Genomic DNA, 22319 nt, shown 5'->3' with positions numbered 1-22319 from the left:
GGCGGTGTTCGGCCGTCTACCGCAGGCCCGTGACCCCCGAAAGGTCAGGTCAGCAGCTCGACATGGACGTCCGCCGGGTATCCGGTCGTCGGCCCCGTACGGCGGGCGAACTCGGCGATGCCGGCCAGCTGCGCCGTGCCGAGGCTGAAGTCGAGGGTGGTGAAGTAGCGCTCCAGCACCGACGCCTCGAGCTGCTCCCAACGCGCCGCCTGCTCGGCGACCTTGCCGACCTCCTCCAGGGAGAGATTCCGCGAGGACAGAAACGCCTCGTGCACCCCCCGGACGATCTCCGGCTCCCGCTCCAGATACTCACGGCGGGCCGCCCACACCGCGAAGACGAAGGGGAGCCCGGTCCACTCCTTCCACATCTGCCCGAGGTCGTGGACGCGCAGCCCCAGCCGGGGCGCGTCATGGAGATTGGCCCGCAGCGCGGCATCTCCGATCAGCACCGCCGCCTCGGCCTCCTGCATCATCAGGCTGAGGTCGGGCGGACAGGTGTAGTAGTCGGGAGTGAGGCCGTACCGCTCGGCGAGCAGCAGCTGGGCCAGGCGTACGGAAGTGCGCGAGGCGGAACCGAGTGCGACGCGCGCCCCGTCCAGCTGCTCCAGCGGCAGCTGCGAGACGATCACGCAGGACATCACGGGCCCGTCGCAGCCCACCGCGATGTCGGGAAGTGCGACGAGATCGTCGGCATTGCGCAGATACTCCACCAGGCTGATCGGGCCGATGTCGAGATCGCCACGGACCAGGAGGTCGTTCAGGGCGTCGGGAGACGCCTTGGTGAGCTCGAAATCCAGAAGCGATCCGGTCCTGGCGAGGCCCCAGTACAACGGCATGCAATTGAGGTACTGGATGTGCCCCACTTTTGGCCGGCTGAGCCGATGGCCGACGGGCGGTCTGCTGCTTTCGGAGGCGCCCTGTGTACTCCGCGAGGGGGAACTCGGTGAATTGTCCACGTCTCGGAGGCTAGCTCCGCTCGGCCCCGGGAATGGCGGCGGGGTGGCCGGGTAGCCTTGGGGCTGACCGGCCGACACCTGCTCGACCTGCGATCTTATCCATCTCGCAGGCCAGGGAAACCCCTCGTTTTCGTGATCTTCGGCTCTTTCCTCTCGCACACGGAGCGTGCTAAGCTCGCCGCAAGTTGCAGTTTGGTTTCCTTGCAGTACAGAGCCTGCGGAGCATGTAACCGCAGGCTTTTGTAGTTTTCAGACTTCTTGCAGGTTCTGGAGCAGGGCAACCCTTTGGCCCAAGGAGGGCTTATGGCTACCGGAACCGTCAAGTGGTTCAACGCCGAGAAGGGCTTCGGCTTCATCGCCCAGGACGGCGGCGGCCCCGATGTCTTCGTTCACTACTCCGCGATCAACGCGAGCGGCTTCCGTTCTCTCGAGGAGAACCAGGCCGTGACCTTTGACGTCACCCAGGGCCCGAAGGGCCCGCAGGCGGAGAACGTCAGCGCCGCCTGATCCAGCAGCACCACCCAAGGAGCCCTGCTCCCCGCCCGGCGGGGAGGCGGGGCTCCTGCCTTTCCATGCCCCTTTCTGTCTTTCCCACCTTTTCCGCCCTTCGGGCCCGCGCCACGGGGACGGTCAGTCCTCCAGCAGCCGGAAGTCGGCGAAGTCGAAGCCCGGGGCGACCACACAGCTCACCAGGACCTCCTCGTCCGCCGCCGGACGAGCCGCTTGCCAGGTGCCCGGCGGGATGACGACCTGGGGGCGCTGACCGGAGGCGATATCGGGACCCAGGACCACATCCGTGGGGGCCGCCTCCGGAGCGTCGCCCGTACCGCCGAGCCGCAGCCGCAGCGGGCCACCGCTGTGCCACAGCCACAACTCGGCCGAACGCACCACATGCCAGCGGGACTCCTCACCGGGAGTCAGCAGGAAGTAGATCGCCGTGGCCGTCGCGCGCTCGCCGTCGTACCCCGGCGGCCGCACCGTGACATCGCTGCGCCAGGTCTCCCGGTACCAGCCGCCTTCCGGATGGGGTTCGAGGCCGAGCCATTCGGCCGTCGCGGGCCGTCGGGTCGTGGTCATGTCCCTCACTCACCGCTCTCACACATCGGTCCGGGCCCGTCGAGGATAGCCCGTGAGGCGTCCCGAAAAGCGCCCCGTAAGGCGCTCACGGACCGTAGGGGCCCGGCGACGCACCGCTGACGAGACGTGCCCGCCCGGGCTACGGTTCTGACCATGGGGCGCGGGCGGCGAACGGTGACGGTGCACCATGTACGGGCCGCGCTGCGCGGTGCGCAGCGGCTCGGCCTCGACACCGTCCCCCTGCTCCAACGGGCCCGGATACCCCCGCTGTTGCTCGCCGACGACCGCGCCCGTGTCTCCCCCGAGCAGTTCGCCCGGCTGGTGCGCGCCCTGCACCGGGTCACGCGGGACGAGTTCCTGGGGCTGGGGACCATCCGCAGCCGGCCCGGCACCTTCGCGATGATGTGCTACGCCTCGCTGGGCTGCCCCGACCTCGGCACGGCGGTGGAGCGCGGGGCCCGCTTCTACCGGCTCTTCCCCGGCGGGCCCAATCTGGCCCTGGAGCGCGGCGCGAGCCCGGGCCGGGAGGCGGTGTTCGCCCTGCGCGGCGGGCTGGGCCCGCATGAAGGCGGCCTTACGGCGGCCGAGGGCCATATCGTCGCCGAGTGGCTCATGCTCATCTGGCACCGGCTCGCGGGCTGGCTGATCGGGCGCCGGATCCCGCTGCTGTGGGCGCAGTTCGCGTATCCCCCGCCGCCGTACGCCGAGGACTACGAGCCGCTCTTCGGCTGCCCGCCCCGCTTCGGCGCACCGCGCACCGCCGCCGGATTCGACCGTCGCTGGCTGACCGCCCCCGTCGTCCAGGACGAGGCCACGCTCCAGACTCTGCTGCGGTACGCGCCCGCCGGGCTGCTCAGCCGCGGCGAGTACGGAACGACGACCGTCGCGGAACAGGTGCGGCACGCGCTCACCGGGGCGCTGCGGACACGCGGCGGCCCGGCCGACGGCCCGCGCGCCCGGCGCACCGCGCGGCTCCCGGAGCTTCCCGAGGTCGCCGCCCGGCTGGCGGTCAGCCCGGCGACGCTGCGGCGGCGGCTGAGCGCGGAGGGCACGTCCTTCCAGCGGCTCAAGGACGCCGTACGGCGCGATGAGGCGGTCAGCAGCCTGGCCGAAGGGGCCGAACCCATCGCCGACCTGGCCGTACGGCTGGGCTTCTCCGAGGACACCGCGTTCCACCGGGCGTTCCGGCGCTGGACCGGGACAACCCCGGGCGCATACCGACATGAGACGTGGAGTCAGCAAATCTGAGCGCCGCGGTCAGCCACAGACACCCCGGCCGTCCCTACGGTCCTCCCACAGCGACCCGGCACCGCCGGAGCGCACCGCCCGCACCGTTGGGAGAGCCGTATGCGTATCCGCACCACCGTGCTCGCCGCCCTCGCCGTACTGACCCTGGCCTCGGCGTCACCCGCCGCCCCGGCCGCCGCGGCCTCGTCGGACACCCCGGCCGCGGACACCGGCAGACCCGGCGACATCGTCACCTCCGCCCCCACCGCCTTCCGGACCCCGCCCGGTGTGCCGACCGCCACCAGGGCATGGCACATCACCTACCGCTCGACCACCGCCACCGGCCGTCCCGACGTCGTCTCCGGCACGGTCGTCGTCCCCGACGACGGCACGAAGGGCCCGCGGCCGCTCATCGCCTGGGGCATCGGCGCCGTCGGCCTCGCCGACGGCTGCGCGGTGTCCGGCCGGTTCCCGCAGGGCACCTCGAGCGAGGCCCAGCTGATCGACCTCGCGCTGCGCCGTGGCTGGGCGGTGGCCGTCACCGACTACGAGGGCCTGGGCACGCCGGACGACCACACCTATACGGTCGGCCGGTCCGAGGGCCAGGCCGTCCTGGACGCGGCGCGCGCCGCCCAGCGCCTTCCGGAGGCCGGGCTCTCACCGGACGCGCCCGTGGGCATCATGGGCTACTCCCAGGGCGGCCAGGCGGCCGGCTGGGCCGCCGAACTCCACCCCTCCTACGCCCCCGAGCTGCGGGTAAGAGGCACGGTCGCCGGGGGCGTGCCCGCCGACCTCCCCACGACGTTCGACTACAACGACGGCGGCGCGGGCGCCGGGCTCGCCCTGATGGCGCTCGCCGGACAGGACTCGGCCTTCCCCGCGCTGCGGCTCGACTCGTACCTCAACGACCGGGGACGCGGCTATGTGGACTTCATGAAGCGGAACTGCGTGTCCCTCAGCACCATCGCCGGGCTCTTCCAGCACAGGTCCGAGGTGACCGTAAGGGACCCACTGGCCGACCCGGTCTGGCAACTCGCGCTGCACGCCTCCCTCTTGGGCACCCGCTCCGTCGACCACCCCGTCTACCTCTACCAGGGCAGGCTCGACGAGCTGATCCCGTACCGGGTCGGCGAGGCGCTGCGTGACCGCTGGTGCGCCCGGGGCGTACCGGTGGAGTGGCAGGACTATCCGCTCGACCACGTCACCACGGCGCTGACCGGGATGCCGACGGCCCTGGACTGGATGGCCGGACGGCTGGCGGACGAGCCGACGCGGGGCGACTGCGGGGCCTGACGCCTGCCTGGCGCGACGCCGACTGCCTGTCAGCCGATCAGCCTGCGTCAACCGATCCGCCCGCGTGAGCCCTTCGATCAGCACGCGAGCCGTTCGACCCGCACGTCAGCCGATTCGCTCGGGCGCCCAGCCCCGCCCCTGGAGCAGGTTCCCCAGCCCGGCCCAGGCGAAGTTCATCAGGGTGGCCGCGGCCTCCTTGGCCGAGGGGGCGCCCGCCCTGCCGTCCCCCGCCCAGTCCGCGAGCGACTCGGCCGCGCCCACGAGCGCATGCGCGAGCCCGGACACCTCGGTGCCCGCGAGGGTCCGGGCGCGCGCCGCCTCGCGGGCGTGCTCCCGCGCCGCCGCGGCTATCAGCTGGGTCACGAACTCCACGATCTCCGTGCGCATCGCGGCCACTTCGCGTGCGTAGGGCTGCCCATGCGTACGGGCCTGCACATGCAACAGCGTCCATCCGTCGGGGTGTTCGGCCGTATGGGCGAAGAAGCCGCTCAGCCCGCTCCACAACTGCCGGTCGGCGGGCGCGTCCCGCTCCACGGCCGCGCGCACCGCGGTCACCAGCGCCGCGGCCTCCCGCCGTATGCACGCCGTGAACAGGTCTTCCTTGGAGTTGAGATAGAGATAGACCAGCGGTTTGGAGACCCCGGCCAGCTCGGCGATGTCGTCCATGGAGGCGTTCCGATAGCCGCTGCGTGCGAAGGCCCGCACCCCCGCGTCCAGCATCTGCTGCTCCCGCACCGCCCGTGGTACGCGCTTGTTCCGCGTCGCCCCGCCCACGCAGGCCGCCCCCTTCGATCGTGCCCCCGCACACATACCGCGGATAAGCCTACGTGGGACCACTGTCAGCGCTCTTGCCACAGCCGCCCGCCGACCTCAAAGTTTCAACTGACCACGCACCGTGCCCCGTTCAACTCCGTAACGCAAGCGCGAAGGAGAACGAACGATGCCGAACCGCCGCCGTACCCTCGCCGCGCTGACCGCGCTGGCCGCCACACCGCTCCTTGCGGCCGCCGCGGAGGCCCGCTCCCCGGAGCCCGGCTCCTCCAAGGCCCGTTCCCCGGAAGCGTTCAGCAGACGCCGGACACCCGCCCGCGCGCGCCTCCTCGCCGCGGACCGCGTCAGCGAGCGCGTCCTGGACCTGACGATCGACTCCCCCGCCCTGGGCCGCGAGGGCCACGCCCGCGTCCTCCTCCCCACCGGCTACGACCGCCGGCCCCACCACCGCTGGCCCGTCCTCTATCTGCTCCACGGCTGCTGCGACCCGGGCCCCGGCTGGGAGGCGTGGACCCGCAACACCGATGTCGAGACCATCACCGCCACCACCCCGGCGCTGATCGTCTCCCCCGAGGGCGGCCCCGCCGGCTTCTACTCGAACTGGTGGAACGGCGGCCACTACGGCCCGCCCGCCTGGGAGACCTTCCACCTGGCCGAGCTGCGCCCCCTCCTGGAGCGCGCCCTGCGGGCCAACGGCCGCCGCGCGATCGCCGGACTGTCCATGGGCGGCTTCGGCGCCCTCTCCTACGCCGCCCGCCACCCCCGCCTCTTCCGCGCGGCGGCGTCCTTCAGCGGTGTCATCCACACCACCCTGGACCCCGCCGGCGTCCAAGGCATCCTCACGGGCCAGGGCGCCGACCCGGCGGCCCTCTGGGGAGACCCCGCCGCCCAGTCCTCGCTCTGGGACGCCCACAACCCGTACGCCCTGATCCCCCGGCTCCCCCGCGGCTACCCGCTCTACCTCGCCTGCGGCAACGGCAGCCCCGGTCCCCTCGACCCCCCGGACCGCCCCGAGGACACCCTGGAGCGCGGCCTCGGCGAGATGGCCCAGCGCTATGTCCGCCGGGCCCGCGCCCACGGCCTGGGCATCACCGCCCACCTCTACGGCCCCGGCACCCACACCTGGCCCTACTGGGAACGCGAACTCACCCACGCCCTCCCCCTCCTCACCGCCCCGCTCATCTGACACGGGGAGGTTTGCTACGGTCGGAATCGACCCGACGAGACGCGCCGTACCGGGACCCGCAAAGACGACGCACCCCGTAACGAGAGACTTCACGGAGGTGCCGTCATGGCTTGGGTCCTGCTCTTCATAGCCGGGCTGTTCGAAATCTGCTGGTCGATCGGCATGAAGCTGAGCGACGGCTTCACCCGCCTATGGCCCAGCGTGATCACCGTCGCCGGTCTGATCGTCAGCATGGGGCTGCTGAGCGCGGCGGTGAAGAGCCTGCCCATCGGCACGGCCTACGGCGTCTGGGTCGGCATCGGCGCCGTAGGCACCGCCCTGCTCGGCATGGTCCTCTTCCACGAGCCGGTCACCCCGGCCCGGATCTTCTTCCTGCTCCTGCTGGTGGTGGCCATCGTCGGCCTGGAGGCCACGGCGGGCGAGTGAACAGCACGGTGCCCCCGGACCGAGGCGTGGTCCGGGGGCACCGCTTGTCGCTCTTATGGCCGTTGTCGCCCTTGCCGCACTGAGGTGCTACGCGGCGGCGTTGCCCGACGACGTCACGCGGCGGCCAGCTGGGGCTCCGGCTGCTCTTCGCGGTCGTCCAGCGGGGAGGCGCTGGCGTGGGCGTACGCCTCGTGGTCGAGGATCTTCTCGCGGGCCGAGACGATCACCGGTATCAGTGCCTGGCCGGCCACGTTGGTGGCGGTCCGCATCATGTCCAGGACCGGGTCGATGGCCATCAGCAGGCCGACGCCCTCCAGGGGCAGGCCCAGGGTGGAGAGGGTCAGGGTCAGCATGACCGTGGCGCCCGTAAGGCCGGCGGTGGCGGCGGAGCCGATGACCGAGACGAAGGCGATCAGGAGGTAGTCGCCGACGCCGAGGTGCACGTCGAAGATCTGGGCGATGAAGATCGCGGCGATCGCCGGGTAGATCGAGGCGCAGCCGTCCATCTTCGTCGTCGAGCCGAAGGGCACCGCGAAGGAGGCGTACTCCTTGGGGACGCCCAGCCGCTCGGTGACCTTCTGGGTCAGCGGCATGGTGCCGACCGAGGAGCGGGAGACGAAGGCGAGCTGGATGGCGGGCCAGGCGCCCTTGAAGAAGTTCAGGGGGTTGATCTTGGCGACCGTCGCGAGCAGCAGCGGGTAGACGCCGAACATCACCAGCGCGCAGCCGATGTAGATGTCGGCGGTGAAGGTCGCGTACTTGCCGATCAGGTTCCAGCCGTAGTCGGCGATGGCGGTGCCGATGAGGCCGAGGGTGCCCAGCGGGGCGAGGCGGATGACCCACCACAGCGCCTTCTGGAGGAGTTCGAGCACCGACTGGCTCAGGGTGAGGATCGGCTGGGCCTTCTCGCCGAGCTGGAGGGCGGCGACGCCCGCGACGGCGGCGATGAAGACGATCTGGAGGACGTTCAGCTCGGTGAACGGGGTGATGACGTCGGTCGGCACGATGCCGGTCAGGAAGTCCAGCCAGGAGCCCGCGTGATCCGGCTTGGCGCCGTCCTTGGGGGACAGGTCGGTGCCGGCGCCCGGGTTGGTGATCAGGCCGATCGCCAGGCCGATGGCGACGGCGATGAGCGAGGTGGCCATGAACCACAGCAGGGTCCGGGTGGCCAGCCGGGCGGCGTTGTTGACGTTCCGCAGATTGGTGATCGAGATCAGGATCGCGAAGAACACCAGCGGGGCGACGGCCAGCTTCAGCAGCTGGACGAAGATCGAGCCGATCTTGTCGAGCGTGGTGACCAGCCAGCCGACATCGCCGCTGCGGGCGATCCAGCCGAGCACCACACCGAGGACCAGGCCCAGCAGGATCTGCGCCCAGAAGGGCACCTTGGGCAGGCGGAAGGAGGACGGCCCCTGGGGGGACGCCTTGAGGTCGGACGACAACGGACACACTCCGGTGGAGGTAAGAGGGCGGGAGAAAGCCAGGAGTCCGTACGGGATCTCCGGCCGCTGTGCGGAGGAGAAGTCAGCGGCGACGACAGGCCGCGGACAGACAGCGGCAAAGATCGATGTGCAGGCGCGCCACGAGCGGAACGCTCGCTGTGATGTGGGGCGCGGCTGCTGTCTTCATGACAAGTACATTAACACCGCCACTTTGGGGAACCCAAAGGAATTCTTTGACTTCTGAGGGCTCCTGAGGGGCGGAAAGACATCAACGCCCCTTGTGCCGACGGAAGATGGCACAAGGGGCGTCGCTGGAGTGTGCGGGGTGGTGTGAGGAGGGTTACAGGACCGCGCCGGTCAGGCGCCGTTCCCCCGGCCCACCGGTCAGACGCCGTCCTCCTGGCTCTGGTTCGCGGCCAGCCGCTCCTTGGCGCGGTCCACCTTCTCGGCGACCTGGACGGCCATGGCGTCCCGCTGCCTGCGCAGCACCACCCAGCTCAGCGGCGCCGAGACGACCAGCGCGAGCAGCATGACCCAGAAGAGGTTGGAGCTGCCGAGGCCGGAGGGCAGCACCCGGAAGTAGACCAGGCCCCAGATGGCCAGGAACGAGCCGACGAAGATTCCCAGGCGCATGAGGGTGTAGCGGAACGCGGCGCTCGGCGTGAAGGACACGACTCGTCCTCTCTCTCCTGGGAGTTCTGGGACTTCTGGGAGTTCCGCCGGGCGCTCCTGATGGGGCCTCTGCCGGAAGAACCTGTCCTCCCAGTGAACCATGGCCGGTTTCTGATCAATTCAGCGGCAGCCACATGGTGACGTCGTCCCGGAAATCGTCGTCCGCGACCCTGATCGCCCCGGGCACCCGCCCGACCTCCTTGTAGCCGCACGCCTCGTAGAAGCGGTCCGCCCCGGTGCCGCCGCGGCAGGTGAGCCGTATCCCCTGGATGCCGTCCATACGGCGCGCGGCGTCCTCGGCGGCGGCCATAAGGGCGCGGCCGTGTCCCTTGCCCTGGTGGGAGGGGTGCACCATCACGGTGTAGAGCCAGCACCAGTGGTGCATCAGCCGGTGGGTGTTGAAGGTGAAGAAGGCGGTGGCGGCCACGGCGCCGTCCTCGTCGCGGCCGATGAGCAGGCGGGTCCGGCCCTCCGTCATCGCGGCGAGGTGCCTGAGCAGATCGGGGCGTATGTCGTCCTTGGCCACGGGCGGTACGAAGCCGACGGCGCCGCCCGCGTTCGAGACGTCGGCCCAGAGGGCACAGACGGAATCGAGCAGCTCGGGGGTGGTCTCGGGGTCGAGTTCAAAGCGCAGGGGCATGCGGCCGACGATACCCATGGGGGCTGACAGCACCCTCGGGCCCCGGCCATGGGGCATCGGGCCCCGGCCATCGGGTATCGGGCCCCGATCACCGCTCGTACGCGACCCGCGTCCGGTCTCCTCGCCTCAGCCGAGCAGCTCCGCCGCGACCCTCAGGTCCGCCACCAGGCCCTCGTACGCCGCCTCCCGGTCGTCGGCCCGCAGCACCGCGGAGGGGTGGATCGTGGGGACGATCAGGCCGCCGTGCGCCGGTCCCGACGCATCGCCCTCCAGCCGCGTCCCGCGATGTTTGGTCACCCGGAACGACGGGCCGAGCAGCGCCCTCCCCGCCGTGGCGCCGAGCGCCACGATCACCTCGGGCTCGATCAGCTCCAGCTCGGCCTCGAGCCAGGGCCCGCAGGCGGACAGCTCGCGGAGACTGGGCGGCTTGTGGATGCGGCGCTTGCCGCGCTCGGGGACATGGGTGAACTTGAAGTGCTTGACGGCGTTGGTGAGGTACGACTCGTCCGGGTCGATCCCGGCCTCGTCCAGCGCCCGGTCGAGGACCTTGCCCGCCGGGCCCACGAACGGCTTGCCCTGCCGGTCCTCCTGGTCGCCCGGCTCCTCGCCGACGAGCACGACCCGGGCGTCCGCGTCACCGGCGCCGAAGACCGTCCGGGTGGCGTCGCGGTGCAGCGGGCAGCCGCGGCATCCGGCCGCCGCCTCCCGGAGCGTGCCCAGGTCGGCGTGGTGCGGGACGAAGGGGGCGGCGGTGTACGCGTCCTCGGGGCTCTTCGTACCGGCCATGGCCCCCGGGTACCCCGCTCGGCGGCCGTCAGACAGCGGCCGCCGGGCGGAGGGCGGAGCGGGTCACCCCCGCCCCGGGCGGAGGGCGGGACGGTTCACACCCGCATCGGCTGCGGGGATTCGCGGCGGGCCGGGTCCGGGCCGTCGAACTCGCGGATGATCTCGTAGCGGGTGTTGCGCTCCACCGGCCGGAAACCGGCGTCCTGGATCAGTTCGAGCAGGTCGTCACGGGTGAGCTTGTTGGGCGTCCCGTAGTCGTCGGCATCGTGGGTGATCTTGTACTCCACGACCGAGCCGTCCATGTCGTCCGCGCCGTGGTTGAGCGCGAGCTGCGCGGTCTGCACCCCGTGCATCACCCAGAAGACCTTGACGTGCGGCACATTGTCGAACAGCAGCCGCGAGACCGCGAAGGTCTTCAGCGCCTCGGCACCGGTCGCCATGGTGGTGCGGGCCTGAAGGCGGTTGCGGATCTTGCCGTCCTTCATGTCCACGAAGTCGTGCTGGTAGCGCAGCGGGATGAAGACCTGGAAGCCGCCGGTCTCGTCCTGGAGCTCACGCAGGCGCAGTACGTGGTCCACCCGGTGGCGGGGCTCCTCGATATGCCCGTAGAGCATCGTGCAGGGGGTCTTGAGCCCCTTCTCGTGCGCGAGCCGGTGGATGCGCGACCAGTCCTCCCAGTGGGTCTCGTGGTCGACGATGTGCTGCCGGACCTCCCAGTCGAAGATCTCGGCCCCGCCGCCGGTGAGGGACTCGAGCCCGGCGTCGATCAGCTCGTCGAGGATCTCCGAGGCCGACAGTCCGGAGATCTTCTCGAAGTGGTGGATCTCGGTGGCGGTGAACGCCTTGAGCGAGACCTGCGGAAGGGCCTCCTTGAGCGCCCTGAGCGAGCGCGGGTAGTAGCGCCAGGGGAGGGTGGGGTGCAGGCCGTTGACGATGTGGAGCTCGGTGAGGTTCTCGTTCTCCATCGCCTTGGCGAGGCGGACGGCCTCCTCGATGCGCATCGTGTAGGCGTCCTTCTCGCCGGGCTTGCGCTGGAAGGAGCAGTACGCGCAGGACGCGGTGCACACGTTCGTCATGTTGAGGTGGCGGTTGACGTTGAAGTGCACGACGTCGCCGTTCTTACGGGTGCGCACCTCGTGGGCGAGACCGCCCAGCCAGGCCAGATCGTCGGACTCGTACAGGGCGATGCCGTCCTCCCTCGACAGCCGCTCGCCCGCGCGGACCTTCTGCTCCAACTCCCGCTTGAAACCCGCGTCGTCTGTGGTCCCCGTCACCCCGGTCGCCTCCCATACGTCTCCTGATGTCAGCCTTGGCCGACACTACGCCTCGATGCCCTCCGGAAGCTCGCCGACCCGGTTTTCCCACTTGGTCGAGAGCACGATCGTGGTACGGGTGCGGGAGACGCCCTTGGTGCCGGAGAGCTTGCGGATGGTCCCCTCCAGCCCGTCCACATCGGAGGCGCGCACCTTGAGCATGTAGGAGTCGTCACCCGCGATGAACCAGCAGTCCTCGATCTCGGCGACTTCGCGCAGCCGGTGGGCCACGTCCTCGTGGTCGGTGGCGTCCGAGAGCTGGATGCCGATCAGGGCGGTGACGCCGAGTCCGAGGGAGGCGGCGTCGACGGTCGCGCGATAGCCCGTGATGACCCCGGCGGCCTCCAGGCGGTTGATCCGGTCCGTGACGCTGGGCCCGGAGAGGCCGACAAGCCTGCCGAGCTCCGCGTACGAGGCCCGTCCGTTCTCCCGAAGAGCCTGGATGAGCTGCCTGTCCACCGCGTCCATATCCACGTACGCCTTCCATTATTCAGGGATTGAGCAAGATTACATGTAGAATCTAAGGCATCAGGACCACAAGCCCTGTAAATCTTTTAGGCGATCGACCATCCCTCAGGAGATGAGACTCACCGTGTACACGATCGAGGGCCTTGAGGCCCGCATGCTCGAGCTGCGGGACCTGGCCGGCCGCTCGCGTGCAGCCCGTACCACCGACCGGCCCGTCTCCCGCGCGGCCCGCCGCGCGGCCGTCGTCGCGGCCCGCAGCGCACGCTCGAGGAGGCGCTGGACCCGCTAGGCCGTTCCCCGGTCCCGGTCCCCACCGAGTTCCCCCTCCCACCGGCGGTACAGCTTGTGCGGCACCCCTGCCGCGTCCAGCACCCGCCCCGCGACGAAGTCCACCAGATCCTGGATATGCGTCGCCCCCGCGTAGAACGCCGGCGAGGCGGGCAGCACCACCGCGCCCGCCTCGTCCAGCGTCACCAGAGCCTTGAGCGTCTGCCCGTTCAGCGGCGTCTCGCGCACCGCCACCACGAGCTTGCGCCGCTCCTTGAGCGTGACGCTCGCGGCCCGCTGGAGCAGGTCCTTCGACAGTCCGAGCGCCACCCCGGCCACACACGCGGTGCTCGCCGGGACGATCAGCATCCCCTTGGTCGGGTACGAACCCGAGGACGGCCCGGCCGCCAGGTCCCCGGCCGCCCAGTGGGCCACGTCCGCGACCTCGGCCGGCACCTCGAAGGCGTCGGGCGTACCGTCCGCGCCCCGCGCCAGCCAGCGGCACAGATCCTCGCGCCAGTGGGCGTCCCGGAACCCGATCCCCGTCTCGTCCAGCAGCGTCAGCCGCGACGCCCGGCTGACCACCAGGTCGACAGCCTCCCCCGCCGCCAGCAGCGCGCGCAGCACCGAGGCGGCGTACGGCGTCCCGGACGCGCCGGACACACCGACCACCCAGGGACGGCGCCGGCTCACTTCCTCGTGCGGCCCGTACGGCTCATGCGGTCCGTAAGGCTCGTGCGGCGTCTCCACGCCACCGAGCCTATCCGGCGGGTCTCACAGGCCGAGGCCCCGCACCACGAGGTCGAGGAGAGCGCAGCAGAAGAGGGCGATCCCGATGAAGCCGTTGACCGTGAAGAAGGCGCGGTTCAGCCGGGACAGATCGCCCGGCCGCACGATGGTGTGCTCATACGCGAACGCCGCCGCGACGATCACCAGCCCCACCCAGAAGAACGCCCCGGCGTCCGTGGCCAGCGCGTACCAGACCAGCAGGGCCGTGGTGACCACATGGCAGACCCGCGCCCCGTACAGCGCCCCCGCGATCCCGAAGCGGGCCGGCACCGACCGCACCCCGTGCGCCCGGTCGGCCGCCACGTCCTGGCAGGCGTAGATCAGGTCGAAGCCGCCGATCCAGATGCCGATCGCGAGCCCGAGGATCACCGCGTCCCACGACCACTCGCCGGTGACCCCGATCCAGGCGCCGATCGGACCGATGGCCTGGGCCAGGCCCAGGATGGCGTGCGGATAGTCGGTGAACCGCTTGCCGTACGGATAGACCACCATCGGCACCACCGCGATCGGCGCCAGCGCCAGGCAGAGCGGGCCCAGGAGCGCCGCAGAGCCCAGGAAGACGGCGAGCGCGATGAGCGCGCCGGTCCACGCGGTGCGCACCGACACCGCGCCGGTGACCAGCTCACGGCCGGCGGTGCGCGGATTGCGGGCGTCGATCTCTCGGTCGATGATCCGGTTGCAGGCCATCGCGAAGGTGCGCATGCCCACCATGGCGACCGTGATCAGCAGCAGCCGCGTCCAGTGGACGGTGGAGTCCCACAGGAGCATCGCGGTCAGCGCGGCGGTGTAGGCGAAGGGCAGCGCGAAGACCGAGTGCTCGATCATCACCAGCCGCAGAAAGGCGCGGACCCGGCCGGGCGGCGCCGGTTCGGGGCCGAAGAGATCGGGGGTCGCGGAATCGGCGCTCACAGCCCGTACTCCTTCCATCGCTTTGTCACCCGATCGGCGGTCTCCGGGTCGGACATGACCATGCGCGGCCATCCGCCGTCGCGCGTATAGCCCTCCTCGGGCCATTTCGCGGTGGCGTCGATGCCCGCCTTGCCACCCCAGAACTGCTGGTACGAGGCGTGGTCGAGGTGGTCGACGGGGCCATCGACCACGGTCAGATCGCGGGCGTAGTCGGTGTTCCCCAGAGCGCGCCAGGAGACCTCGTGCAGATCGTGTACATCGCAGTCGGCGTCGACCACGACGATCAGCTTGGTGAGCGACATCATGTGGGCGCCCCAGATGGCGTGCATCACCTTCTGCGCGTGCTTGGGGTACTTCTTGTCGATCGAGACGATCGCGCAGTTGTGGAAGCCACCGGACTCGGGGAGGTGGTAGTCGACGATGTCCGGGATGATGATCTTGAGCAGCGGGAGGAAGAACCGCTCGGTCGCCCTCCCCAGCGGTCCGTCCTCGGTCGGCGGACGGCCCACCACGATCGACTGGAGCAGCGGCCGCCGCCGCATCGTCACACAGTCGATGGTCAGGGCCGGAAACGGCTCCTGGGGCGTGTAGAAGCCCGTGTGGTCGCCGAACGGACCCTCCGGCAGCATCTTCCCCGGCTCGAGCCAGCCCTCGATGACCACCTCGGCGGCGGCCGGGACCTGGAGCGGCACCGTCCGGCAGTCGACCATCTCGACCCGCCGGCCCTGCACGAACCCCGCGAAGAGGTACTCGTCGATATCGCCGGGCAGCGGCGCGGTCGCGGCGTAGGTCACGGCGGGCGGCGCGCCGAAGGCGATCGCCACCGGGAGCTTCTCGCCGCGCCTGGCGGCCACTTGGTAGTGGTTGCGGCTGTCCTTGTGGATCTGCCAGTGCATGCCGATGGTGCGGCGGTCATGGCGCTGGAGGCGGTACAGGCCCAGGTTGCGCACCCCGGTCTCGGGATGCTTGGTGTGGGTGAGGCCGAGGTTGAAGAACGACCCGCCGTCCTCGGGCCAGGTGAACAGCGCCGGAAGCTGGTCCAGATCGACGTCGTCGCCGGTGAGGACCACCTCCTGGACAGGCGCCTCCTTCACCTTCTTCGGCGGCACATGGGCCACCGAGCCCAGCTTCCCGAACGCCTCGCGCAGTCCGATGAACCCCTGGGGCAGCTCGGGTTTGACCAGCCCGCCGATCTTCTCGCTGATCTCGTCGTACGAGCGGAGGCCAAGGGCCTTGAGGAGACGGCGGTCGGTGCCGAAGACATTCATGGCCAGCGGCATCGCCGAGCCCTTGACGTTCTCGAAGAGCAGCGCGGGCCCGCCGGCCTTGTTGACCCTGTCGACGATCTCCCCGATCTCCAGATACGGATCGACCTCGGCCTTGACCCTCTTGAGGTCGCCTTCCCTGTCGAGCGCCCGCAGAAAGGAACGAAGATCGTCATAAGCCATGCGTCCCAGTATCCGGTACGCACTACCCTGGTCCCGTAACTGGGGGCCCGAGCCACCGCCCCGAACACCACACGCAGGGGGAATCGCCTCATGCTACGGGTGCTGATGATCCTGGTGCCGCTGGCACTGAGCATCTACGCGTTCATCGACTGCATCACCACCGACGAACAGGACATCCGCTATATCCCCAAGCCCATCTGGGCGATCCTGGTCCTGCTGTTCCCCGTCGTGGGCTCCGTCTCCTGGCTGATCGCGGGCCGTAAGCGCGCCGTCGGCGGGGGCGGCGGATGGCCCGGGGCGCGGAGCGCGGGCGGCGGGGGCGGCTGGGTCGCGCCTGATGACAACCCCGAGTTCCTCAAGTCCCTGAATGACAACAGCGGTAAGGACGACGGGAACGGACCGGCCGACACGCCCGCCGACCGCGAGAGCGACGAGGATCGCCTGAAGGACTGGGAGGCCGACCTCCGCCGCCGCGAGGAGGAGCTGCGGCGCAAGGGCGAGGGGCCCGGCTCCGGTTCGGGTTCCGGTTCGGGCTCCGGCTCCGGGCCCGGTTCGGGACCCGAGGACACCCCGCCGCCCGCCGTGTCCTGAACGGGGCTCAGGCGGCCGACGGCACGGCGCGCCGAGGAGCGGGCGGGGACGCCGCGGTCCTTACGGGCGTTCGCCCGCCCTCCGGGCTGTCCGCACGACAGCGGCCGGCCCCCGTGACCCATGTCACAGGAGCCGGCCGCCTGCGGTTCGGTGCCGGACTCCGGCGTATCGGTGTCAGACCCCGGCGTAGGAGTGCTTGCCGGTGATGAAGATGTTGACGCCGTAGTAGTTGAACAGGTAGCAGCCGAAGGCGATCAGCGCGAGGTAGGCGGCCTTGCGGCCCTTCCAGCCGGCGGTGGCGCGGGCGTGCAGATACCCGGCGTAGGCGACCCAGGTGATGAAGGACCAGACCTCCTTGGGGTCCCAGCCCCAGTAGCGGCCCCAGGCGGCCTCGGCCCAGATCGCGCCCGCGATGATCGTGAAGGTCCACAGCGGGAAGATCGTGGCGTTGATCCGGTACGCGAACTTGTCCAGCGACGCCGCCGAGGGCACCCGCTCCAGAACGGACTTGGCGAACCGGCCGAACTGCTTGCCCTCCGGGTTCTCCAGCTGGGCCTCGTAGCGGTCGCGGAAGAGGTAGAGCAGCGTGGCGACGGCCCCGATGTAGAGCGAGGCGCCGGAGATGATCGCGCAGCTGACGTGGATCCACAGCCAGTACGAGTGCAGCGCCGGAACCAACTGGTCGCTGTCGGTGTACAAGACAGAGACGGCGAGACCGAGGTCGAGGAGGACCGTGGTGACGAGGGGCAGCCCGATCCAGCGCACATTCTTCTTCAGCGCCAGCAGCACGAGGTATGTGCCGACCGCGACCATGGCGAAGGTCGTGGAGAACTCGTACATGTTGCCCCACGGGGCCCGCTGCACGGACAGCGCGCGCAAGAGGACGCCCGCGGCATGAAAGAGGAAGGCCAGTACGGTCAGGCCCACCGCGATCCGGCCGTACACATCGCCCTGTTCGGTGCCGCCCGCGGCGCCCGGCCCATCCGGGATGTCGCGGCTGCCCGCCGCGGAGCGGGTGACGATCTTCGGGCGCTCCAGCACGGCGGTGCCGCCGCCCTGCCCGCCGACCTGCACGGTCACCTTGGCGCGCTGGGTGGCCGCGGCGTCGGAGGTGATCGCGGCGGCGGTGCGGCCCACGGCGCTGCGGCTGCCGAACACCCACTCGGCGATATGCGCGAGGAAGGCGAGGGTGTAGACCGCCATCGCCGAGTAGATCAGCACGTTGCTGTAATGAGCCAGGTTCTCGTTGACTTCGGCGGCGAGTTTCACGCGCGCGCTCCTTCGGCAGGATCTGCGGGATCTGCGGTGTCGGATGCGGATTCCGGGGAGGAGTCCTTGCTGGGGTTCTCGTCGGAGCCCTTGCCGGATTCCTGGGTGGACTCCCGGCCGGATTCCGGATCGGCTTCCGCTTCCGGGGCCGGAGGTGCGTCCGCCTGGAGACGGACGGCCAGATCGGCGAGTTCTTCGGGGAGCTTGGCGTACTCACTGCGGCCGAGCCCCGCCATCTCGACCACGGTGGTGCCGTCGTCGCCCGTCACCGCGCGCACCCACACCCGGCGGCGCTGGATGAACAGGGAGCCGGCCAGGCCCACCAGGGCGACGACGGCGCCGATGAGGGCGCCCTGGTCACCCGGCTTGTGCGAGATCTGGAAGCTGGCCCATTCCTTGACGCCGTCGAACGAAAGCGTTCCGGCGCCGTTCGGCAGCTTCATCGTGTCGCCCACACTGAGTGCCCGGGCGAACTTGGTCTTGCCGTCGGACTCCTTGAACTGCTTCATCCGCGACTTGTCCAGCTGGTACACGCTCTGCGGAGTACCGCCGTCCACACCGAGGCTGCCGTGGTAGGCGGTCAGCACCAGGGTGGGGTTGTCCAGCGCCGGGAAGACGGAGAACATGCCCTGGCTGCGCACCCAGGTCGGCAGGAACTGCCCCTGGAAGCCGATTTGATCCTTCTTGCCGTTCTTGTCCCGATAATCCGGGACCTTGATGACCATGCTCTCGGTGAGGTTGGCCCCGTCGATCGGCAGCCCGACCACCGGGCCCTGGTGCACCACATTGCCCTTGCCGTCCCGGATGGTGACGACCGGCGAGTAGCCGTGGTTCAGCAGGAAGACCTTGTAGCCCGAGATCTCCAGCGGCTTGTTGACCTCGATGGAGGTCTTGCGGGACGCGCCCTCCGCACCGTCCCAGTAGGTCACATCGGCGCGGAAGGTGCGCGGGGTGCGCATCTGCGGGCCGCTGCGTTCATAGGTCGCGGTGAAGCGGTCCAGCTGGAAGCCGAAGGGGGCGAGGTCATCGCTGTTGAACAGCTGCCCCGTCTTGATGTCGTCGTACTGGGTGAGGCTGTTGGAGAAGCCGCCGCCCTCGGTGACCAGGCTGCTGCCCTCGGTCTTCCACAGCTGGCCCGCGGCGAAGGACACCAGCAGCACGATCAGCGCGATATGGAAGAGCAGATTGCCCACCTCGCGCAGATAGCCCTTCTCCGCGGCCACCGCGTCGCCCGAGGCGTGGGCGCGGAAGCGGCGCCCCTTCATGATCTTCCGGGCGGCGGCCAGCACCTGCTCCGGCTCGGCCTCACTGCGCCAGGTGGTGTACGCGGGGAGCCGGGTCATCCGGCGGGGCGCGGCCGGCGGGCGGGAGCGCAGCTGGCCGATGAACTGCCAGGTGCGCGGCACGATGCAGCCGATGAGGGAGATGAACAGCAGAAGATAGATCGCCGAGAACCACACCGAGCTGTAGACATGGAACAGCTGGAGCTTCTCGTAGATCGGCGTCAGCGTCGGGTGCCGCTCCTGGAAGTCCTGCACCTTGAGCTGGTCGATGCTGGTCTGCGGGACCAGCGAGCCGGGGATCGTGGCGAGGGAGAGCAGCAGGAGCAGCAGCAGCGCCACCCGCATCGAGGTCAGCTGCCGCCAGAACCACCGGGCCCAGCCGAGCGGCCCCAGCGAGGGGATGTTGATCTCCTCGGCCGGGGCGGTGGACAGCTGCGACTCCGCGGCGCCGAGCTCACGCTCCTCGGCGGTCGCGCCGCCCTCGGGCGGCGTTCCGGCCTCCTTGCCGGACGCGGTGTCGGTATCGGTGGTGGACATCGATCAGATCCCAACGTTGAAGCCCTGAGCCCAGGTCTGCATGGAGCCCATCATGGTGTCCCAGACACCTGTGAGCAGCAGCACCCCCAGGGCGACGAGCATGCCGCCCCCGGCTCGCATCACCCAGACGTAGTGCCGCTTGACCCAGCCGAAGGCACCCAGCGCCCGGCGGTAGGCCACGGCGACCACCACGAACGGCAGCCCGAGCCCCACGCAGTACGCGGCGGTGAGCAGGGCCCCGCGCCCCGCGCTCGCCTCATTGAACGCCAGGGCGTTGACGGCGGTGAGCGTCGGCCCCAGGCACGGCGTCCAGCCGACGCCGAACAGGGCGCCCAGCACCGGCGCCCCCGCGAGCCCCAGCGTGGGCTTGACATGGAAGCGGAACTCCCGCTGGCCGAAGCCCTTGAGGACCCCCATGAAGGCGAGGCCCATCACGATCGTGATGACCCCGAGCACCTTGGAGATGGTCTCCTTGTGCTCCTGGAGCGTCCAGCCGAAGTTGCCGAAGAGCGCGCCCCCGGAGACGAAGACCGCGGTGAAGCCGAGCACGAAGAGCGAGGCGCCCGCGATCATGCGGCCGCGCTTGGCCTCGGCCAGATCCGTCCCCGTGACGCCGGTGACATACGACATATAGCCGGGCACCAGCGGAAGCACACAGGGGGAGAAGAAGGAGACCAGTCCGCCGAGCAGGGCGACCGGAAGCGCCAGCAGCAGCGCCCCGGTCAGGACGGTCTGGTTGGGATCGGTGGCGGCGGCCAGCATGCTCACGGAGGTCACTTCTCCGCGATCAGCGGGGTGACCATCGAGCGCAGGCGCTCCTCGCTGAGCGGCGTCAGGGCGCGGGCCGCGATCCTGCCCTCCCGGTCCAGGACGATCGTCGAGGGGATGGCCTGCGGGTTGAGGCTGCCCTTGGGGAAGCGCAGCATGAGCTTCCCGATCGGGTCGTACAGGCTCGGGTAGTCGACGCCGTATTCCTTCTCGAACCTGAGCGCGGGGGCGCGGTTGGAGTCACGGGTGTTGATCCCGATGAACTGCACACCCTTGGCCTTGGTGTCCTTGGCGACCTTGGCGAGATTCGCCGCCTCGGCCCGGCAGGGGGCGCACCAGGACCCCCAGACGTTCAGGACCACGATCTTGCCCTTGTAGTCCGCCACATCCAGCGGCTTGTTCTCCAGGGTCTTCCCCGAGAGCTGGGGGGAGTCCTTACGGTTCTCCTTGGCGACGGTGTCCACGCCGCCCTTGCCCTGGACGAACTTGGTGTCGGCGGAGCCGCCCGAGGTGCCGCCCCCGCCGCAGGCGGTCAGGGACAGCGCGGCAACCGTGGCCCCGATGGCCAGCACGGTTGCGCGACGACGGGTCGCGAGGCCCCGAGGGGCACGGCAGGCACTCATGTGAAAAGTTTCGCATGGCCCTTTTGGGGATCTTCGCCACCCCCCTCCGGGTACCAACCGCCGGGCCCCACGGGCCCTGCGGCGCGCCACCACCCCGGCTCCCGCCCCGCACCGTCTCCGCTTCGCGCCCCCGCCGACGGCGTCAGCCGTTGTTCGCGCTCCACGCCTGGCCCACGCCGAACCCGCGCAGTTCGGCCAGGACCGCGGGGTCCTGTGCGTCCAGCCAGTCGGTGAGCTGCTTGAAGGAGACCAGCCGGACGTCCTTCCGCTTCTCGTCGGCCATGTGCTTGAGCGCTTCCTCGACGGCGTCCATATAGATGCCGCCGTTCCACTGCTCGAAGTGGTTTCCGATGAAGAACGGGGCGCGATTGGTCTCATAGGCGCGATTGAAACCGGCTATGTACGCGTCGGTGGCCTGCTTGCGCCAGCCCGGGTAGTTCGCGGGCGGGGCCTTGGTGGAATTCTGCGACTGGTTCGCCAGGATGTTGTAGTCCATCGAGAGCACCTCGAAGGAGTGCCCGGGAAAGGGAATCTGCTGAAGCGGGAAGTCCCACACCCCTTGCTTCTTCGAGGGCCACACCTGAAGTCCGCCCGGCGAACTGGCGTCATAGCGCCAGCCGAGCTCCCGGGCCGTCGGCAGCAAATTGGTCTGCCCTTTCAGACATGGGGTGCGGCCGCCGATGAGTTCCTTGCGGTAGTCGAAGGGCAGCGGTTCCACATCGGTGAAACGCGTATTCGTCCGCCACTCCGTGACGAAGGACACGGCCTGGTCGATCTCGGACTTCCACTGCGCGGGCGTCCAGTTCTCCACCGATCCGCTTCCGGAGCAGAAGTGCCCGTTGAAATGGGTGCCGATCTCATGGCCCTCGAGCCACGCCTCGCGCACGTTCCGCAGCGTCTCCTTGATGTGCTCATCGGTGAGATAGCCGATGTCGGAGGCGCCCACGGGGTTGTTCGGCGGCCGGTACAGCGACTTCTTCGACTCCGGAAGGCAGTAGATACCGGAGAGGAAGAACGTCATGGACGCATCGTGGTCCCGGGCCAGTTTGCGGAACCGCGGGAAGAGACCGTTGCCGACCTCTCCCGCGCCGTCCCATGAGAAGACCACGAACTGCGGCGGCTTCTGCCCGGGTTCCAGCCGCTCCGGCTTCGGGGCCTCCGGCCGCTTCTCACCCTGTGAAGTCGAGCCGTCACCAATCGGCTTCGCCTGGGTCGTCCTCGCGGGCTTCGGCGTACCGGATCCGGATCCCGAGGAGCAGCCGGCGACGGCCAGCGATGCCGCCGCTCCCACACCAAGACCGAGGATCCCCCTCCGGCTGACCTCACGCATAACGTCCTCAATTCGCACTCGCCGCTCTGATTGCCCGGGGTGTCCGGACAACCCTGGAGATGGCGAGGCGAATAGCGAGGTTCCGAGGGAACGCGGTCAATTACACGGCGGGCACAATGTCTCCATTCGATGACATGGCCCATGGCCCGCCGGTCATCCCGCGGCCATGTGCCGGTCACGCACACCGCGGTCCCGCGCACCGCGGCCCCGCTCCGCCCGGGCGCCGTGGCCCCGGCGGCCGCGCTCGA

24 protein-coding genes and 1 riboswitch are annotated in these 22319 nt (G+C 70.0%); of the genes, 7 read left to right on the top strand and 17 right to left on the bottom strand.

The window, feature by feature from the left end:
* Positions 1 to 44 precede the first annotated feature (44 nt).
* The gene (locus tag AB0E24_RS19945) at positions 45 to 956 is read right to left on the bottom strand and encodes a menaquinone biosynthetic enzyme MqnA/MqnD family protein (protein ID WP_079258538.1); all 912 of its coding nucleotides are present in this window, start codon (positions 954 to 956) and stop codon (positions 45 to 47) included.
* Positions 957 to 1259: 303 nt separating this feature from the next.
* On the opposite strand from AB0E24_RS19945, the gene AB0E24_RS19940 reads away from it, so the two are divergent.
* Positions 1260 to 1463: a cold-shock protein gene (locus AB0E24_RS19940; RefSeq protein WP_014178671.1), complete on the top strand. Its 204-nt coding sequence runs from the start codon at positions 1260 to 1262 to the stop codon at positions 1461 to 1463.
* Positions 1464 to 1586: 123 nt separating this feature from the next.
* Here AB0E24_RS19940 and AB0E24_RS19935 read toward each other — a convergent pair whose 3' ends face one another.
* Entirely contained in the window at positions 1587 to 2033 is a 447-nt protein-coding gene (locus tag AB0E24_RS19935; protein ID WP_093700974.1) for a cupin domain-containing protein, read from the bottom strand.
* Between the two features lie 153 nt (positions 2034 to 2186).
* On the opposite strand from AB0E24_RS19935, the gene AB0E24_RS19930 reads away from it, so the two are divergent.
* Both AB0E24_RS19930 and AB0E24_RS19925 read left to right on the top strand, forming a co-directional pair.
* Complete coding sequence (locus tag AB0E24_RS19930) at positions 2187 to 3281, top strand: AraC family transcriptional regulator (RefSeq protein ID WP_079258537.1); 1095 nt, start codon at positions 2187 to 2189, stop codon at positions 3279 to 3281.
* 99 nt (positions 3282 to 3380) lie between these two features.
* A complete protein-coding gene (locus AB0E24_RS19925; RefSeq protein ID WP_359378603.1) occupies positions 3381 to 4553 on the top strand; it encodes a lipase family protein in 1173 nt (390 codons plus the stop codon).
* A gap of 105 nt (positions 4554 to 4658) precedes the next feature.
* Here the strand turns inward: AB0E24_RS19925 and AB0E24_RS19920 are convergent, their stop codons facing one another.
* Positions 4659 to 5363: a TetR family transcriptional regulator gene (locus AB0E24_RS19920; protein ID WP_102937653.1), complete on the bottom strand. Its 705-nt coding sequence runs from the start codon at positions 5361 to 5363 to the stop codon at positions 4659 to 4661.
* 130 nt (positions 5364 to 5493) lie between these two features.
* On the opposite strand from AB0E24_RS19920, the gene AB0E24_RS19915 reads away from it, so the two are divergent.
* Positions 5494 to 6510, top strand: a complete 1017-nt coding sequence (locus tag AB0E24_RS19915; RefSeq protein ID WP_359378599.1) for an alpha/beta hydrolase — start codon at positions 5494 to 5496, stop codon at positions 6508 to 6510.
* Positions 6511 to 6518: 8 nt separating this feature from the next.
* Positions 6519 to 6584: riboswitch (guanidine-III (ykkC-III) riboswitch) on the top strand.
* Between the two features lie 31 nt (positions 6585 to 6615).
* On the top strand, positions 6616 to 6936 hold the full coding sequence (locus AB0E24_RS19910) for a DMT family transporter (RefSeq protein ID WP_069865378.1): 321 nt from the start codon (positions 6616 to 6618) through the stop codon (positions 6934 to 6936).
* Between the two features lie 113 nt (positions 6937 to 7049).
* Here AB0E24_RS19910 and AB0E24_RS19905 read toward each other — a convergent pair whose 3' ends face one another.
* The 6 genes from AB0E24_RS19905 to AB0E24_RS19880 form a co-directional block, all read right to left on the bottom strand.
* Positions 7050 to 8378, bottom strand: a complete 1329-nt coding sequence (locus AB0E24_RS19905) for a dicarboxylate/amino acid:cation symporter (RefSeq protein WP_069865380.1) — start codon at positions 8376 to 8378, stop codon at positions 7050 to 7052.
* A 384-nt stretch (positions 8379 to 8762) separates the two neighbouring features.
* Positions 8763 to 9050, bottom strand: a complete 288-nt coding sequence (locus tag AB0E24_RS19900) for a DUF4229 domain-containing protein (protein ID WP_173963240.1) — start codon at positions 9048 to 9050, stop codon at positions 8763 to 8765.
* A 115-nt stretch (positions 9051 to 9165) separates the two neighbouring features.
* A complete protein-coding gene (locus AB0E24_RS19895; protein ID WP_167502678.1) occupies positions 9166 to 9690 on the bottom strand; it encodes a GNAT family N-acetyltransferase in 525 nt (174 codons plus the stop codon).
* Between the two features lie 126 nt (positions 9691 to 9816).
* The gene (locus AB0E24_RS19890; RefSeq protein ID WP_359378593.1) at positions 9817 to 10476 is read right to left on the bottom strand and encodes a UdgX family uracil-DNA binding protein; all 660 of its coding nucleotides are present in this window, start codon (positions 10474 to 10476) and stop codon (positions 9817 to 9819) included.
* A 95-nt stretch (positions 10477 to 10571) separates the two neighbouring features.
* A complete protein-coding gene (gene mqnE / locus AB0E24_RS19885; protein ID WP_069865384.1) occupies positions 10572 to 11750 on the bottom strand; it encodes an aminofutalosine synthase MqnE in 1179 nt (392 codons plus the stop codon).
* A gap of 45 nt (positions 11751 to 11795) precedes the next feature.
* The gene (locus AB0E24_RS19880; protein WP_359378907.1) at positions 11796 to 12257 is read right to left on the bottom strand and encodes an Lrp/AsnC family transcriptional regulator; all 462 of its coding nucleotides are present in this window, start codon (positions 12255 to 12257) and stop codon (positions 11796 to 11798) included.
* A gap of 112 nt (positions 12258 to 12369) precedes the next feature.
* Between AB0E24_RS19880 and AB0E24_RS19875 the strand changes: the two genes are divergently transcribed.
* Entirely contained in the window at positions 12370 to 12546 is a 177-nt protein-coding gene (locus AB0E24_RS19875; protein WP_167459889.1) for a hypothetical protein, read from the top strand.
* Here AB0E24_RS19875 and AB0E24_RS19870 read toward each other — a convergent pair.
* The 3 genes from AB0E24_RS19870 to AB0E24_RS19860 form a co-directional block, all read right to left on the bottom strand.
* The gene (locus tag AB0E24_RS19870) at positions 12543 to 13217 is read right to left on the bottom strand and encodes a UbiX family flavin prenyltransferase (RefSeq protein WP_069865388.1); all 675 of its coding nucleotides are present in this window, start codon (positions 13215 to 13217) and stop codon (positions 12543 to 12545) included. The genes AB0E24_RS19875 and AB0E24_RS19870 overlap by 4 nt on opposite strands.
* 81 nt (positions 13218 to 13298) lie before the next feature.
* Positions 13299 to 14222, bottom strand: a complete 924-nt coding sequence (gene mqnP, locus AB0E24_RS19865; RefSeq protein WP_079258531.1) for a menaquinone biosynthesis prenyltransferase MqnP — start codon at positions 14220 to 14222, stop codon at positions 13299 to 13301.
* The gene (locus AB0E24_RS19860) at positions 14219 to 15670 is read right to left on the bottom strand and encodes a menaquinone biosynthesis decarboxylase (protein WP_069865392.1); all 1452 of its coding nucleotides are present in this window, start codon (positions 15668 to 15670) and stop codon (positions 14219 to 14221) included. The genes mqnP and AB0E24_RS19860 overlap by 4 nt, the downstream gene beginning before the upstream one ends.
* 90 nt (positions 15671 to 15760) lie before the next feature.
* On the opposite strand from AB0E24_RS19860, the gene AB0E24_RS19855 reads away from it, so the two are divergent.
* Entirely contained in the window at positions 15761 to 16261 is a 501-nt protein-coding gene (locus AB0E24_RS19855) for a PLD nuclease N-terminal domain-containing protein (RefSeq protein WP_167502676.1), read from the top strand.
* A gap of 174 nt (positions 16262 to 16435) precedes the next feature.
* Here the strand turns inward: AB0E24_RS19855 and ccsB are convergent, their stop codons facing one another.
* The 5 genes from ccsB to AB0E24_RS19830 form a co-directional block, all read right to left on the bottom strand.
* Positions 16436 to 17530 (bottom strand): c-type cytochrome biogenesis protein CcsB, encoded by a 1095-nt coding sequence (gene ccsB / locus AB0E24_RS19850; protein ID WP_069865396.1) that lies wholly within the window; start codon positions 17528 to 17530, stop codon positions 16436 to 16438.
* The gene (gene resB, locus AB0E24_RS19845; RefSeq protein WP_359378585.1) at positions 17527 to 19350 is read right to left on the bottom strand and encodes a cytochrome c biogenesis protein ResB; all 1824 of its coding nucleotides are present in this window, start codon (positions 19348 to 19350) and stop codon (positions 17527 to 17529) included. The genes ccsB and resB overlap by 4 nt, the downstream gene beginning before the upstream one ends.
* Positions 19351 to 19353: 3 nt before the next feature.
* Positions 19354 to 20112 (bottom strand): cytochrome c biogenesis CcdA family protein, encoded by a 759-nt coding sequence (locus tag AB0E24_RS19840; protein ID WP_069865666.1) that lies wholly within the window; start codon positions 20110 to 20112, stop codon positions 19354 to 19356.
* Between the two features lie 11 nt (positions 20113 to 20123).
* Complete coding sequence (locus AB0E24_RS19835) at positions 20124 to 20741, bottom strand: TlpA family protein disulfide reductase (RefSeq protein ID WP_069865399.1); 618 nt, start codon at positions 20739 to 20741, stop codon at positions 20124 to 20126.
* Between the two features lie 142 nt (positions 20742 to 20883).
* The gene (locus AB0E24_RS19830; RefSeq protein WP_251772890.1) at positions 20884 to 22071 is read right to left on the bottom strand and encodes a polysaccharide deacetylase family protein; all 1188 of its coding nucleotides are present in this window, start codon (positions 22069 to 22071) and stop codon (positions 20884 to 20886) included.
* Positions 22072 to 22319: the final 248 nt, after the last annotated feature.

Source organism: Streptomyces malaysiensis subsp. malaysiensis, assembly GCF_040653035.1.
Lineage (GTDB): Bacteria > Actinomycetota > Actinomycetes > Streptomycetales > Streptomycetaceae > Streptomyces > Streptomyces malaysiensis.
The sequence above is the reverse complement of the archived record's forward strand: the minus strand, read 5'-3'. Positions and strand labels throughout refer to the sequence as shown.

Coding starts and splice junctions, on each gene's coding strand:
- AB0E24_RS19940 (WP_014178671.1), top strand. CDS start 1,260: ATGGCTACCGGAACCGTCAAGTGGTTCAACGCCGAGAAGGGCTTCGGC.
- AB0E24_RS19935 (WP_093700974.1), bottom strand. CDS start 2,033: ATGACCACGACCCGACGGCCCGCGACGGCCGAATGGCTCGGCCTCGAA.
- AB0E24_RS19930 (WP_079258537.1), top strand. CDS start 2,187: ATGGGGCGCGGGCGGCGAACGGTGACGGTGCACCATGTACGGGCCGCG.
- AB0E24_RS19925 (WP_359378603.1), top strand. CDS start 3,381: ATGCGTATCCGCACCACCGTGCTCGCCGCCCTCGCCGTACTGACCCTG.
- AB0E24_RS19920 (WP_102937653.1), bottom strand. CDS start 5,363: ATGTGTGCGGGGGCACGATCGAAGGGGGCGGCCTGCGTGGGCGGGGCG.
- AB0E24_RS19915 (WP_359378599.1), top strand. CDS start 5,494: ATGCCGAACCGCCGCCGTACCCTCGCCGCGCTGACCGCGCTGGCCGCC.
- AB0E24_RS19910 (WP_069865378.1), top strand. CDS start 6,616: ATGGCTTGGGTCCTGCTCTTCATAGCCGGGCTGTTCGAAATCTGCTGG.
- AB0E24_RS19895 (WP_167502678.1), bottom strand. CDS start 9,690: ATGCCCCTGCGCTTTGAACTCGACCCCGAGACCACCCCCGAGCTGCTC.
- AB0E24_RS19890 (WP_359378593.1), bottom strand. CDS start 10,476: ATGGCCGGTACGAAGAGCCCCGAGGACGCGTACACCGCCGCCCCCTTC.
- AB0E24_RS19880 (WP_359378907.1), bottom strand. CDS start 12,257: ATGGACGCGGTGGACAGGCAGCTCATCCAGGCTCTTCGGGAGAACGGA.
- AB0E24_RS19875 (WP_167459889.1), top strand. CDS start 12,370: ATGAGACTCACCGTGTACACGATCGAGGGCCTTGAGGCCCGCATGCTC.
- AB0E24_RS19860 (WP_069865392.1), bottom strand. CDS start 15,670: ATGGCTTATGACGATCTTCGTTCCTTTCTGCGGGCGCTCGACAGGGAA.
- AB0E24_RS19855 (WP_167502676.1), top strand. CDS start 15,761: ATGCTACGGGTGCTGATGATCCTGGTGCCGCTGGCACTGAGCATCTAC.
- resB (WP_359378585.1), bottom strand. CDS start 19,350: ATGTCCACCACCGATACCGACACCGCGTCCGGCAAGGAGGCCGGAACG.
- AB0E24_RS19840 (WP_069865666.1), bottom strand. CDS start 20,112: ATGCTGGCCGCCGCCACCGATCCCAACCAGACCGTCCTGACCGGGGCG.
- AB0E24_RS19835 (WP_069865399.1), bottom strand. CDS start 20,741: ATGAGTGCCTGCCGTGCCCCTCGGGGCCTCGCGACCCGTCGTCGCGCA.
- AB0E24_RS19830 (WP_251772890.1), bottom strand. CDS start 22,071: ATGCGTGAGGTCAGCCGGAGGGGGATCCTCGGTCTTGGTGTGGGAGCG.